A 12,748-nucleotide genomic window follows, 5' to 3' on the forward strand; every position below is an offset into this window, starting at 1 on the left:
AAGGTTGATAAGGTGGCGATTATATATGGCTGAAGAGGTAGCAGGTGCCAGGATTGCCAGAAGCGAGAGCGCCTTCTGGCATTTGATGAAGCGTTTGTTTCGCAATAAAGCCGCGGTCTTTGGGTTGGTCATCATAGTGTTGATGTTTCTCTGCGCCATTGCGGCTCCGCTGATAGCCACTCATGATTACGCTAAACAGGATTTGCCGTCCATGCTGCAATCACCATCGAGGGCCCATTTGTTCGGCACCGACGAATTTGGGCGCGATATTTTTAGTCGGGTGATCTATGGTTCGAGAGTCTCTCTTAAGGTTGGCTTTCTGGCCGTGGGCATTTCTCTCTTCGCAGGACTTCTCTTGGGAAGCATCGCCGGTTATTACGGTCGTATTTTGGACAGCGCCATATGTGCGTTGATAGATATAGCTTTAGCCTTTCCCATGACGTTGCTCGCAATAGCCATCATCGCCATCCTTGGACCAGGTTTGTTCAACGTATGTCTGGCCATAGCGCTTTCCTCCTGGGGGTCCTTTGCCCGCATCACGCGGGGTCAATTTCTATCCCTGAAAAGCCAAGAGTTCATAGAAGCAGCTAAGATTCTCGGATATTCCGATCTTAGGATTATATTACGCCACATTTTACCAAATTCCCTGGCTCCTTTGGTCGTCTTGACGACGCTCGAGGTACCAAAGGCCATAATCGTAGAAGCGACGCTGAGTTTTTTGGGGCTCGGGATACAGCCCCCTTTGCCCAGCTGGGGTTCGATCATGAGTTCTGGCCGCTCCTTTCTTTTCGATGCTCCCTGGATAACGGTCTTTCCCGGGCTGATGATCATCTTGATTGTCATGGGTTTTAATCTCTTCGGTGATGCCCTGAGGGACACCCTTGACCCGAGACTTCGAAACTAAAAATATGGAGGAGTGTAAAAATCTTGAAGCCTATAATCGGAATAAGCAGCGTATGGTCGGCTGAAACGTGGTCAAGCGATGAGAATAAAGTCGGTTGCATCTATATTGGCAAGCAATATGTCGATGCTATTTTATACTCTGGCGGCACTCCCTTCATCCTTCCCATGATCAACGAGAGGGAATTATTGATACCCCTAATTGAGGATATCATGATGGTGATCGATGGCCTCCTGCTCAGTGGGGGTGGCAGTCTGGAGGGAATCCCGTCGCAGACGACGCGCCCTACCTTGACGGAACAACAACCCAAAAGATATGAATTCGAGAAAGAATTGCTCCTTCATGCCCGCATGAAGGGAATGCCCATTTTGGGCATCTGCCGAGGCTGCCAAATGATTGCTGAGGTGTTTGGAGGAAAGATGGATTACTCTCATTTTTTGCAGGGCCATCGACAAAAGGAGTCGGGAGATCACCCGACTCATAATGTTAGAATAACTGACAATACGAAGGCGAAGCTCCTCTTGCAGGCCGACAACATGCTGGTCAACAGCTTTCACGTGCAATCCATAGAGTCCGTACCCGAAGGCTTTATCGCAAGCGCCATATCCGATGATGGGGTCATCGAAATAATCGAATCCACTCTGGATCCTTTCGTAGTGGGCGTTCAGTTTCATCCTGAGGAGATGTTGCTATCCAGCGAACAGGCAAAGAGGATCATCGATCTTTTCGTCGAAAGCGCCAGGGACTTTAAGAAAACTCGATCGTAGTCAAGCTGCAACATAGCGATTTAAAAATTTATGATTATTAGAAAGGAATAATATGTTAGATATAATTATAAAAAATGGAATTATAATAGATGGGTCCGGCAAAAAGAGATACATTTCAGATATAGGAGTAAAAGATAATTATATTTGCAAAATTCAAAGCAACATCGAAGATTGCGCCGCAAGATACATAGACGCCAAGGATTTAATAGTGTCTCCGGGCTTTATAGACGCTCATAGTCATTCTGACTTTACTATCTTTATAAATAATTTTGGAGAGAGCAAAATAAGGCAGGGCATAACTACTGAGGTGGTCGGAAATTGCGGATTTACTGCTGGACCTATAGTATCTGAGCATAAAAATGAGCAGTTGCAATATTTAGCCAACACAATTGTATTAAACGATGAAATGGAAAAAATATGGGATTGGAAAAGCCAAAAAAGTTTTTTGGATTATTCTTCTAGGGATGGAATGTCCTTCAATCTAGCACCCTTAGTGGGACATGGAATGATCCATGTCGGCGTAATGGGGTTTGACCAGAGAAAACCTACGCATGATGAAATGGATAAGATGAAGGCATTGCTAAAGTCAGAACTGGATAGTGGATTTTATGGTCTATCCACAGCCTTTCAATACGAACCAGGTAACTTCATCGATATGGACGAGATTGCCGAATTATGCGAGATGATAAGAGATTATGGCGGAATCTATGCCATCCACATGAGAGACGAAGGCAAGGATTTAATACTTTGTGTGAAACATGCCATAGAGATAGCGAGAAGGACTGGAGTAAGAATTCAAATATCGCACTTAAAGGCCACTTACAAGCCCAATTGGGGCAAAGTCAATGAAGCCTTAACTTTGATAGACGAGGCTGAAGACGCCGGCCTTGATGTTGGATTTGACGTTTACCCCTATACGGCCTATGGTAGCGGCCTTATCGATTTAGTCCCACCCCGGGCAAAAAGAGACGGGCCCAAAGAAATGGTAAACCTTCTTAAATACGAAGAGACTAGACGAAGAGCGGTAAAGGACATGGAAGAGGGATTAGAAGATTGGGAGACGATAATGGTCTGCGATGACTGGGACGAATGCGTCAAAGTAGCCTTATTAAAGAGTGATAAGAACAAAAAATACGAAGGAATGACGATAAAGGAAATAGCCGAAGACATGAAATGCACCCCTTATGAAGCCGTCATTCAATTGTTAATCGATGAAGATGCTTCCGTGAAGTGCATATTCTTTGCCATGTGCGAAAAGGACTTGGTCTACGTCATGTCTCATCCCGAAGCTTGCTTTGGAACAGATGGAAGGGCATGCGCGACCTACGGGGAATTGAGCAAAGGTTCTGTGCACCCCCGTTATTACGGCACCTATCCTCGTATAATGGGACATTACACAAGGGAAGAAAAAGTCCTGACCTTGGAGGAAGCCGTGAAAAAATCGACGTCATTGCCTGCGGAGAGGTTCAACATACGAAAACGTGGAGCCATAAAAGAAGATTATTTTGCCGACATAACCATATTTGATCCCGATGTAATCATCGACACAGCCACATTTGAAAACCCCCATCAATATCCAAAGGGAATTGAGTACGTAATAGTAAATGGCCAAATGGTCATTGAGAAGGGTTTTCATACTGGAAATCTCCCTGGCCTCGTATTAAACAAGATTGCAGGGGTTAAAGATTAAATTGTTTCGAAACCGATTAACAAGTCGGCGCAGCCGCTTTTTTCGGCCGCCTGCAGTAATTTTTCGTCCCGAACGATATTAAAAGAGCTTTGCCTGACTATTTATTAAAAAAGTCTATGATCAATAACATCATCTTGTATTATAACAATAAATTGGGAAAGGGTGTCTGAAAAGGGGCGGTTTTCAAGTTTTAACCGACGCTTACGCCTTCGTTCCACAGGCGTTCTTCTGCAGTCTCGCTAGCAACCACCAGGGGAAGAATCCAAGAGTCTTTCGGCTCAAGGGATACCGCACAGCCGGGAGAGAATGTCGACCTGCCAAGCTCAGAGACAGGCCATGTCTCGCCCGTCAACTCCTGCTTTAAAAGATATCTGGCGGCTGTACCCCAGAATGCTGCATTTTTTTATCGTCTCAAAAAATTTTTGTTGACAAACTATGACATGTCGTATAACATAATTGTCAACCTAAAACTTTGCGAAATGGAGGAGGCGCCAAGTGATGATAGGACAACGTTTCTTAGCTACGTCAGGGCAATGTGTCAGTGCCATTAGCAACATGTGCGCCTCCATATCCGGCGGTTATTACTTTAGCAACGGCCAGTGGCGTTATTATTACGCTTCTGGCCCTTTTTCTTATGGAGACCGACCGCCGGGTGGGAAAGATTACTTTAATTTCAGATAGTAGAGTAACATAATAGCAGATTAAATCCGGGGTTCGGTCTCAAAGCCGAACCTCGGATTTTTTTATTTCAAAAGGGAGGGAAAGAAGATGGAAAGAGCCATCGTAAAGACAAAAAGAGGAGAATCGGCAGGAAGGCTTTTAATGAAATTGGACCAAATAGGGATAAGGGCCAGGATCGCAAAGGAGGAACCAGAGGCAATCCTGTTGGCCGAAGGGGAGATCGACGAGACCAGCATAAAGACGATGCCGGAAGTAGATCAGGTGACCAAGGTTAAGTTGCCCTTCTCTTTGGCAAGCAGAGAGTGGCATAAAAAAGACAGCGTAGTGAATATAGCACCGGGAATCTCCGTTGGCGGAGGAAACGTTCTCATCATTGCCGGCCCCTGTGCTGTAGAGGGAAAGGAGCAGATTGTAAAGACGGCACAATCGGTAAAAAGATCCGGAGCACTGGCGCTTAGAGGAGGCGCTTACAAGCCGAGGACCAATCCGTACACCTTCCAGGGGCTCGGCATCGAGGGCTTGGCTCTGCTGGCAGAGGCAAAAAAAATCTCGGGCCTTCCGATCGTCACGGAAATAATGACCCCCGAAGACATCGACTTCATGCTCCCCCACACCGACATCCTGCAGGTCGGTTCCCGAAACATGCAGAACTTCTCCCTCCTCAAGGCCTTAGGCAAGGTCGACAAACCAGTTCTGCTTAAAAGGGGCATGATGGCCACCATAGATGAATGGCTACAAGCTGCGGAATACATCATGGCCGGAGGAAACTTCAACGTCATACTCTGCGAGAGGGGAATAAGAAGTTTCGAAAAAAGGACGAGAAACACCCTGGATCTAAACGCCGTCCCCCTGGTCAAGAGCTTAAGCCATTTGCCTGTGATCGTAGATCCCAGCCACGGAACGGGAAAGAGCGAGCTCGTTCCCAGCATGAGCCTGGCTGCCCTTGCCGCGGGAGCGGACGGCCTGATCGTAGAGGTGCACCCGAATCCCGAGGAAGCGGTAAGCGACGGCGACCAATCGCTCGACCTGGAGGAGTTCGACAAACTGATGAAATCGATCAAAAGACTGCTTTCCGTGATGCCCGAAAAAACTCTGGAGGGATCGAAGTGCTCTGTAGCAGCGTAGGCATCGTAGGGCTTGGGCTTATAGGCGGTTCCATGGGGAAAGGATTGCTCGAAAGCCGCTCCGTCGACAGGGTCCTCGGTTGGGACGTGGACGGAAACGTGCTGGAGCATGCCCTTTCATCAAAAGCCATAACTTCGATCGCTAGCCCGAAGGAAACGGTCGAAGAAACCGAACTTTTGATCATAGCCACCCCGCCAAGCAAAATGACCGCCTTAAGCAAAACATTGGCCCCTCTTGCGGGTAAAAATTTAAAGGCCGTTGTGGATACGGCCAGCACCAAATCTGCTCTGTCAAAGGAATTATCCTTTATCTGGAAGGAAAAATACGTAGGGCTTCATCCCATGGCGGGCAAGGAAAAGGGCGGTATCCAAAACGCAACAGCAGAAATGCTCTATGGCGCCGTTTGCGCGCTGGTTCCCACCGAAATTTCTGACGGCGAAGCTACGAAAATGGCCAAAGACCTCATCTGCGCCCTAGGCATGCTCCCCGTAATAACAGCTCCGGAAGAACACGACGAAATTGTGGCCCTTACGAGCCATCTTCCCATGTTTATGGCCATTAGCCTTGCCTTGTCGGCATTCAAGGGAGCTTCTAAAAACCAAAAACTTCCATACTTCATAGCCGGCGGTTTCAAAGACACCACGAGAGTGGCATCTTGCCCTCCCTGGCTCGTAACCGACGTGTGGGAGACGAATAGAGGCTTTATAAAAAAGGCGATAAAGGAATTTATAGATATTTTATCCGAGTTGTCAGAGGTAGAGCCGGAGAGTTTGTTCGATTTGGCGACCAAGGCCAAAGAGGCAAGGGAATCACTGCTAAAGCGTCGAGGTGAGATAAGTGATAGAAATTAGACCGCAAGAAGGAATTGTCGGCGAGATAAAGGTACCGGGCGACAAATCAATATCCCATAGAGCTGCCCTGCTGGGGTCTCTTTCGAGGGAAGGCATAGAAGTGGAAAATTTTTCTCCGGGGGAGGACTGCGCGAGCACCCTTTCGTGCCTTAGGACGATGGGCTGCGAAGTCAACAAAGATGCCGTCTCAGGCAAGGTATCGGTAAAAGCCCCTGACGGCTTAAAAGAACCGAACGATGTCTTGGACGCAGGAAACTCCGGGACCACGGCCAGGCTCATATTGGGATTAATATCGGGAATCCCTAACATATTTGCCGTCATCACGGGCGATGAAAGCCTGAAGAGAAGACCTATGGGAAGAGTTGCCAAGCCGCTAGTTGCCATGGGCGCAAAGATAGACGGAAGGGAATTCGGAGAGAAGCTTCCCCTGGCGGTTAGAGGAAGAAAGCTTACGGGCGGCGTTCACACCCTCCAGGTGGCAAGCGCTCAGGTGAAAACGGCAATACTTTTCGCCGGCCTTAGAGCGCAGGGAGCAACTACAGTGATCGAGCCTACCCTTACGAGGGACCACACAGAGATAATGCTGGAACACCTGGGAACCCCCATCTTCAGAAAGGGCCTCAAGGTCACCGTGTACCCCGTTTCTTCCCTTAAGGGAGCAAGCTGGACCATACCGGGAGATTTTTCTGCTGCCGCCTTTTGGATAGTGGCTGCAGCCATTACCGAGAAAAGCGAGCTTCAAATCAAAAAGGTCAACGTAAATCCTACGAGGACAGGACTTCTAAGGGTGCTTCAAAGAATGGGGCTGGATTACAACATCGAAGACGAGATCTTGAGCGGAGGAGAAAGGATGGCCACCATCACGGTGAGGTCGTCGTATCTTAAGGGCACAAAGGTAATGCCCGAAGAGATACCCTCCATGATAGACGAACTTCCCGTACTGGCCGTGGCAGCCACCCAGGCAGAAGGGACCACCGAAATAAGGGGCGCCGGCGAGCTCAGGGTAAAGGAAAGCGACAGGATTCACGCCATGACTGAAGGCCTCAAGAGGATGGGCGCCCAAATAGAAGAGCTTCAAGACGGCTGGATCATAAAGGGCAAAACAAAACTTTCCGGCGCAAGGCTCAAAAGCTTCGGCGATCACCGGATAGCAATGGCCCTTGCTGTAGCCGGATTGGCCGCAGACGACAGTGTGATACTTGAAGGCGAAAGTTGCGTACACATATCCTACCCCTCCTTTTTCGAGGACTTAAAGGCCCTGACGACGAAATCCCAACCGAAGGAGAGGGTGTCGTCATGAGCATTCGCATGCTGTCCAGTGGTGAATCACACGGCAAGGGTTATCTGATCATTGTCGAAGGTTTGCCGGCGGGCCTTCCCATATCTAAGGACTACATCGAAGAGCAGCTTGCCAGAAGAAGGCGTGGCTACGGCAGAGGAGAACGCATGAAACTCGAAAGGGACGAGTTCGAGTTTTACAGCGGCGTCAGGGGAAAAGTTACGACGGGAAACCCCATTGGGGTGGTCCTTCGCAACAGCGAATGGGAAAAGTGGAAGGACGCCATGGACGCCTTCGACCTGAAAGAAGACGAGGCCAAAGAGAGGGAGATAACAAAGCCAAGGCCGGGACACGCCGACGCGTCGGGCATGGCAAAGTTCGGATTTGAAGAGGCAAGAAACGTATTGGAGCGGACAAGTGCAAGGGCCACCGCTGCCTGGACGATAGCAGGGACATTATGCAGGAGGCTTTTAGAAGACCTGGGCATAGCCGTGAGAAGTTCCGTCACATCCGTAGGACCACGATCGATCGGCCTGCCCCGAAGCGAGGAAGAATGGACCAGGGCCTGCTCTTCCGACATGGGCCTTCCGAGAGAGGAAGACGAAGAAGAAATTATGGCGATCATAGACGAAGCCAGAAGCTCCGGCGATTCCCTGGGCGGTACTTTCGCAATATCCGTGAAAAACGTCCCCGCCGGCATAGGATCTTACAGCGAATGGGACAGGCGCCTGGACGGACGCCTTGCTCAGGCCTTGATGGCAATCCCTTCGGCCAAGGGAGTGGAGATAGGCGGCGGTTTCGGCCTTTCGCAGAGGCCGGGCAGCGAAGTACACGACGAGTTCGTACTCTCCTCAGGCCTTTGGACTCGCCGGACGAACAACGCCGGCGGCATAGAAGGTGGCGTAACTAACGGCGAGGAATTGACCCTTCACGTCGCCCTAAAGCCAATCCCTACTTTGAAAAAGCCCCTTCGCACCTTCGACGTGCGGACTAAAAGGGAAACTTCGGCTCACGTGGAACGGGGGGACGTTTGCGTCGTGCCCGCTGCCTCTGTGGTGGGAGAGGCGATGACGTCGCTGGTGCTCGCACAGGCCTTATGCGAACAATTCGGTGGCGACAGGATGGAAGATTTGCGATCTCGATTCGAGGAACATACAAAGAGGACGAGGAGGATGTTTCATGTCTGACATAGCTCATATTACAATGATAAAGGAGTCTCAGGCAAAAGGTAAGGTTGCTTCAAAACCCTTCAGACTCTACCTGGGCGGATTCATGGCAGCGGGCAAGACCTCTGTCGGAAGAAAGCTTGCGGAGCTGACGGGCTTCCCCTTCGTCGATACCGATGATCTCGTCGAGGCCATGGCCGGGATGAGCGTAGCCGAGATATTCCAAAAGCATGGTGAACTTTACTTTAGAGCCCTCGAAGCGGAAGCCTTAGAGGAGACTTTCAAGCTTAAAAACGTGATAGTAGGCCTCGGCGGAGGTGTGCTCGTCAACCCAGAGAATAAGGCCAAGATTTTCGCGAATGGTACTTTGATAATTTTAGACGCTGCCATAGAGACGATCCTAAAACGGGCATCCAACGAACCCGGCAAGAGACCTCTACTGAAAGAAGAATCCGTGGCAGAACTCATGAATCGGAGGCGAGAAGCCTACAGCAAGGCTCACATCCGCGTCCGGACGGACGACCTCTTCGTTGATGAAGTAGCCATGAGCGTAATGGATATGCTCGCCGACCTCTTTCCCGAAATCAAACAACCCAAGAAAGTCGAAACGATCCCAGTAAAAACGGCAAATGCAGAATATCCCGTCCTGGTGGGAAGCGACATATTGGCTTCTTTCGAGGACATTATGTCGGAGATCGTCCCAAAAAAATTCAGCTCTGCCTTTTTGGTAAGCGACCCCCTTACCTTCTCCCTATTTTCCAGGAACTTCAAAAACTTGAAGGATGTACACTTGCTGCCTAGAGGAGAGGCGGGGAAATCCTTAAGCCAGCTTTCGCTGCTCTACGAAGATCTGGCACGAAACAACATTGATAGGAAGGGGCTAATAGTAGCTTTAGGCGGCGGCTGCGTGGGAGATACGGCGGGCTTTGCAGCCTCCACTTGGATGCGAGGCATCGACGTCGTCCACATCCCCACCACCCTTATAGCTCAAGCAGACAGCGCCATCGGCGGAAAGACCGCCGTAAACCTGCCTGAGGGCAAAAACCTCGTTGGCACCTTTCATCAGCCCTGCGCCGTGATCGTCGACGTAAACTGTCTCCTGAGTTTGCCCGACGAGGAGTTCAGGCAGGGCATGGCCGAGGTCATTAAGTACGGGCTGGGGGAGGACAGGGAATTTTTGAGTTGGCTTTCGGAAAATAGGGGCTCGATCGCAGAAAGAAATCCCGAAACCTTGCTAAAAATGGTAAAACGTTGTATAGAGCTTAAAGCATCGGTGGTGAAAGAAGACGAAAGAGAGACGACGGGGGCAAGAAGCCGCCTCAATCTCGGCCACACTATTGCACACGGGCTGGAAGCCCTTCAGGGATACGGCGGCATAAAACACGGAGACGCCGTGGCCGTCGGAATGGTCGTGGCGACGCACCTTGCCGTCATACTTGAATTGGAAAGCAAAGGCACCCTGGCCGAGCTCCTCGACCTGCTCGAACATTTCGGCCTGCCCACAAAACCTTGCGCAGATTTCGACAGCATTCTCCCTTACATCATGAGGGACAAAAAGTTCGTCGGTTCAAAGCCCATGTTCGTTCTGCCGAGGAAAGGCTACAAATGCGAGATGATGGAGGTAGATACAGACCTTTTAAAAAAGGCCTACGAAAGGGCCGGAGGCCGATAATTCGAACATATCGACCATTGCAAGAAGACAACCTGATGGGCTTAAGTCAAGCTCATCTTCTTATTTGAGGGTAAGAGCCCAGAACGCGAAGCCTTTCCACCCTGGAATTCATCGTTGCGAGGGCTTCCTTTACCTTCTTGTCTTCTGCGTCTCCCTCGAAATCGACGAAAAAGAAATACTCAAAGGGATTTCCCGGAAGGGGGCGAGACTGGATCAGAGTGAGGTTAAGCCCTGCCCTGTACAGGGGCTCCAAAGCCTGAAATAAAGTGCCCGGCTTGTGGGATACATTAAACAATATGGATGTCTTGTTTCTCTTGGACCTGCCTTCGCAAGCATGTCCGACAAGCCAGAACCTCGTGGCGTTGTAAGGCCTGTCCTCAATGCCCTCCTCTAAAATGTTAAGACCCTTCAGTTCGGCCGCCAGCTTTCCGCAGATGGCGGCGCTCTTTTGTTTCGACTTTGCGATGTTAGCCGCATAGCTGGTGCTTGAAGTGGGTATTAGCCTCACTCCCGGCAGGTTTCTGCTAAGCCAGTTTCTGCACTGCCCGAAGGGCTGGGGATGGGAGTAAACCTCTTCGATGTCGGAAAAAGAATTCTCACAGCTTGCCAACACCAGCCTTATGGGAAGCTGTCCCTCCCCTATGACAGATAAACTTTGATCGGCAGTGGCAAAGGCATCCAAAGTGGCGTATACGGTGCCCTCCGTGGTGTTTTCCACGGGCACGACGCCCATTTGAGCTTTTTCCTTCGAGATGGAGCTTAAGACCTGTGCCGGGTCTTCAACGAAGACAAGATCTACTGACCTCCCCAATAGGGCAAAGGCCGCTTCGTGGGAAAAGGAGCCCTCGGGTCCCATGCAAGCGACGGTGGCAGGCCTTTGAACGGACCTGCAAAAGGATATTACCTCGCCAAAAAGCAGGCGGACGAATTTGGGATCCACATCTCTGGCCAAGCCGCAAAGCCTGTCCAGGACCTCAATTTCCCTCAAGGGATCGTAGACAGGAGCGTCACCTTTAACCTCGCCTATCCCTTTGGCCAGGCTGACCCGCCTTTCGAGAAGACGAAGCAACTCCTCGTCTATGGATTCGATCTCTTTCCTCAAAGCGTGAAGATCCTGATTGGACATCTCCAGGCCTCCCTCTTTTCGTTTCTAGCAATTATACAATATCTCTGAGGGCCAAGCCCAGCGATGCCTCCCAGCCATATCCTTTGGGCCGCTCGTGAGACGAAAAACTATCCCAGGGATTGAACAAAACCGTAACAAGGTTCAGTACAGATTGCGACGCTGTCTTTAACGACGCCCCAAATTTATCGGAGGCGACCAAAAACAAACGATCTATTTCGATCCAGGGATAAAAACCGTATAGATAATCCAAGGTAAACTTTATCTCTTTTATGAAACTTTGGATTACATTTTCGGAGGCCGTTTTTCGTCCTACCATAACGGGCCTGTAAAATATGTCATTTCCTCTGTAATTCAATGAGATCATGGAAATTGAGTCACCGGGAAACAAACACAACGTCCCTCTGTCAAAAGACGAATCGCGGCGCCTTGCGCTTTCAACATGAAAACCTACCGTTCTCGTTAGGGCCAGGCTAACGGGCTCCAAAGCGGAGGGCAAAAAACCCGCTTTCATGGCAGCTTCCATAATTTTATCCACAAGGTCCTTTCCGGAGGCAGCGACAAGATATTTTTTAAATGATCCCTTCTCGTCTATGCCATTACAGCGAGGAAAGTCAATTTCCACTGTATCATAATAGGCCTTTTCGCCGGAAATAGGAAAAAGATCTTCCAATTGCCAGTAAAGCGATTTTTTTACGTCCTCAAAGTCCATATCCCCTGGAAAGTCGGCAAACCCGATATGGCTATCCCTTATAGGAATGCCAAAGGCCGCTTTTATCTTTCCAAAGCGGCCTATCTTCAGCTTTAATTTTCTAAGTGCTGCATACAATGAATCCGTGTCTCTAATGCTTTCCGTCTTTATTGTTTTTTGAGAAAGGTAGACCTTGATATGAGCGTTGCATTTTATGGATCTGCCTTCCCTTTCAAGCTCCACGTAGCGAAGTCCTTCTCCTGTTATGGATATGCCGCGGCGTAGATTCCTTTTCATAAGATCACTTCCATTCGTATATGCTGGATCGATGATAACACCATACGGCAAATTTAGGCATCAGGATTAGGTATACTTTATATGAATGTATTTCTTAGCAGGCTCCTTTCTGTGGGTCCGTAATTCATATCTTTATCCTACAGTGCTTCTCCAGCGCCAAAAGGTAATCCCTAAGTTCGCGGAAATCTTCGTGGAAGGCGGTTATTCCGTAACGTTCAAATTGATAGTAACAATCTCTTTCGAGGGAATTGATCAGCCAAAGGATTTGCCGTCCGAGGTCCAGAACGTAGCTCTCGCCTTCATCGTAGGCCCAGTATTTCGTCAAGACATCCGAAGCGTTTAACTTTATCAGGCCCTCGACGAATTCATCCAATGTTATCTCGTCCGTATTCAGACGGTACAAAAGCCTTAGGGCTCCTTTCCCGATGCGGACGACCTCTTGAAGAAAGCCGCCTTCATATTTCTCGTTACTTTCGGGGACACCTTTTACGTCTGCCATGGGACA

13 protein-coding genes are annotated in these 12,748 nt (G+C 49.5%); 9 read left to right on the forward strand and 4 right to left on the reverse strand.

Annotated features, from left to right (window positions below; all coding sequences use genetic code 11):
• Positions 1-25 precede the first annotated feature (25 nt).
• The 3 genes from BLU12_RS06705 to BLU12_RS06715 are packed head-to-tail and all read left to right on the forward strand — an operon-like array spanning position 26 to position 3,358.
• Positions 26-904: an ABC transporter permease gene (locus BLU12_RS06705; protein ID WP_009202179.1), complete on the forward strand. Its 879-nt coding sequence runs from the start codon at positions 26-28 to the stop codon at positions 902-904.
• Positions 905-927: 23 nt separating this feature from the next.
• Complete coding sequence (locus BLU12_RS06710) at positions 928-1,668, forward strand: gamma-glutamyl-gamma-aminobutyrate hydrolase family protein (RefSeq protein ID WP_009202178.1); 741 nt, start codon at positions 928-930, stop codon at positions 1,666-1,668.
• Between the two features lie 52 nt (positions 1,669-1,720).
• Entirely contained in the window at positions 1,721-3,358 is a 1,638-nt protein-coding gene (locus tag BLU12_RS06715) for an N-acyl-D-amino-acid deacylase family protein (protein ID WP_009202177.1), read from the forward strand.
• Between the two features lie 190 nt (positions 3,359-3,548).
• Here the strand turns inward: BLU12_RS06715 and BLU12_RS09965 are convergent, their stop codons facing one another.
• Positions 3,549-3,710 carry a hypothetical protein gene (locus tag BLU12_RS09965; RefSeq protein ID WP_009202176.1) on the reverse strand — a complete coding sequence of 54 codons (162 nt, stop codon included), beginning with the start codon at positions 3,708-3,710 and terminating at the stop codon, positions 3,549-3,551.
• A gap of 146 nt (positions 3,711-3,856) precedes the next feature.
• Here BLU12_RS09965 and BLU12_RS09900 point away from each other — a divergent pair, with 146 nt between their 5' ends.
• From BLU12_RS09900 to aroB, 6 genes are all read left to right on the forward strand, one after another.
• Positions 3,857-4,039 carry a hypothetical protein gene (locus BLU12_RS09900; protein ID WP_131725249.1) on the forward strand — a complete coding sequence of 61 codons (183 nt, stop codon included), beginning with the start codon at positions 3,857-3,859 and terminating at the stop codon, positions 4,037-4,039.
• A gap of 87 nt (positions 4,040-4,126) precedes the next feature.
• Positions 4,127-5,164: a 3-deoxy-7-phosphoheptulonate synthase gene (gene aroF, locus BLU12_RS06720; protein WP_009202175.1), complete on the forward strand. Its 1,038-nt coding sequence runs from the start codon at positions 4,127-4,129 to the stop codon at positions 5,162-5,164.
• Positions 5,146-6,015, forward strand: coding sequence for a prephenate dehydrogenase (locus BLU12_RS06725; protein ID WP_143270386.1), 870 nt, complete (start codon positions 5,146-5,148; stop codon positions 6,013-6,015). Before aroF ends, BLU12_RS06725 begins: the two co-directional genes overlap by 19 nt.
• Positions 6,002-7,315, forward strand: a complete 1,314-nt coding sequence (gene aroA / locus BLU12_RS06730; RefSeq protein WP_091461540.1) for a 3-phosphoshikimate 1-carboxyvinyltransferase — start codon at positions 6,002-6,004, stop codon at positions 7,313-7,315. The genes BLU12_RS06725 and aroA overlap by 14 nt, the downstream gene beginning before the upstream one ends.
• On the forward strand, positions 7,312-8,481 hold the full coding sequence (aroC, locus tag BLU12_RS06735; protein ID WP_091461542.1) for a chorismate synthase: 1,170 nt from the start codon (positions 7,312-7,314) through the stop codon (positions 8,479-8,481). The genes aroA and aroC overlap by 4 nt, the downstream gene beginning before the upstream one ends.
• Positions 8,474-10,132 (forward strand): 3-dehydroquinate synthase, encoded by a 1,659-nt coding sequence (gene aroB / locus BLU12_RS06740; protein WP_091461544.1) that lies wholly within the window; start codon positions 8,474-8,476, stop codon positions 10,130-10,132. Before aroC ends, aroB begins: the two co-directional genes overlap by 8 nt.
• A gap of 52 nt (positions 10,133-10,184) precedes the next feature.
• On the opposite strand, the gene pheA is transcribed toward aroB, so the two are convergent.
• The 3 genes from pheA to BLU12_RS06755 form a co-directional block, all read right to left on the reverse strand.
• Positions 10,185-11,258: a prephenate dehydratase gene (gene pheA / locus BLU12_RS06745; RefSeq protein WP_091461545.1), complete on the reverse strand. Its 1,074-nt coding sequence runs from the start codon at positions 11,256-11,258 to the stop codon at positions 10,185-10,187.
• Between the two features lie 31 nt (positions 11,259-11,289).
• A complete protein-coding gene (gene pilM / locus BLU12_RS06750; RefSeq protein ID WP_091461547.1) occupies positions 11,290-12,243 on the reverse strand; it encodes a type IV pilus biogenesis protein PilM in 954 nt (317 codons plus the stop codon).
• Positions 12,244-12,367: 124 nt separating this feature from the next.
• Positions 12,368-12,742, reverse strand: a complete 375-nt coding sequence (locus BLU12_RS06755) for a hypothetical protein (protein ID WP_091461548.1) — start codon at positions 12,740-12,742, stop codon at positions 12,368-12,370.
• Positions 12,743-12,748 lie beyond the last annotated feature (6 nt).

Source organism: Acetomicrobium thermoterrenum DSM 13490, assembly GCF_900107215.1.
GTDB lineage: Bacteria > Synergistota > Synergistia > Synergistales > Acetomicrobiaceae > Acetomicrobium > Acetomicrobium thermoterrenum.